Source organism: Shewanella hafniensis (genome assembly GCF_019655335.1).
GTDB classification, from domain to species: Bacteria; Pseudomonadota; Gammaproteobacteria; order Enterobacterales; family Shewanellaceae; genus Shewanella; species Shewanella hafniensis.
This window is the reverse complement of record NZ_BPFD01000192.1, coordinates 1-821: the sequence shown is the minus strand read 5'-3', so window position 1 is coordinate 821 and position 821 is coordinate 1. Positions and strand designations below refer to the sequence as shown.

The 821-nt window shown below is 48.6% G+C and carries 1 protein-coding gene; it reads left to right on the top strand.

The window, feature by feature from the left end:
• Positions 1-486, top strand: a 486-nt coding sequence (locus tag K5Q99_RS21860; RefSeq protein ID WP_220778125.1) for an IS91 family transposase, incomplete at its 5' end; no start/stop codon positions are given.
• Positions 487-821: the final 335 nt, after the last annotated feature.

The following is an 821-nucleotide window of genomic DNA, read 5'->3' as shown; positions in this document are numbered from 1 at the left end:
ACCTTAATGGCAAAACCGTGGTGTGTTTACAGCAAAGCGTGTCTGAGCCGCGCCGAAACCGTGGTGGAATACCTCGGGCGTTATACCCGTAAAGGCATGCTGCATGAATCAAGAATTGCCGACGTCACCGCAGAGCATGTCAGTTTTTACTACAAGGACTATCGTGACGGTCAGCAGCATAAGCAAATGCGGCTAAGCTGTGATGAGTTTATTCGCCGTTACTTATTGCATGTGTTGCCCAAAGGGCTGATGCGAGTGAGGCATTTTGGTTTTCTTGCCAATGCTTGCCGCCGCAAAAAGCTCGCGCTTATCCAGCGGCAACTACGTAAGCCGCAGGTGGTATTGGCGAGTCCTTTGATTAAGGAGGACTGTTGGTGGTCATGTCCGCAATGCCAGTTAGGTCATTTGCAGTTTATTGGGCTGATAAGACCGCAGGGATTGGTGATGATTAACAACCAAAGTCAGCCAGTACGTCTGTCAGGATAACCCCTCCCTCAAGACGTAGCGTAACCGACAGCGAAAAGCAGCCAGCCTTATGGGATTAAGCCGATGAGGGGATAGGGTGTGAGTGTCAGCCTGAGTCTGGGGCCAAAATGCTGTCAACCAGGGTCAACAATCAGTCGAAAGTGAGCGTAAAAGAATGAGAAAGCTAAAACGATATCAAGTGATTACCCATCAAGCTGTATAAAAAACCGCTACCGCAAAAAAGCAAATTCCTATAGCATTATTCATACCCATTTACACGGATGTGGCAGCGGCCAAGTCCAACAAGCGATTTATGCCCTGCAAACAGCGCAGCGCATAAATACTAAGACGTTAGG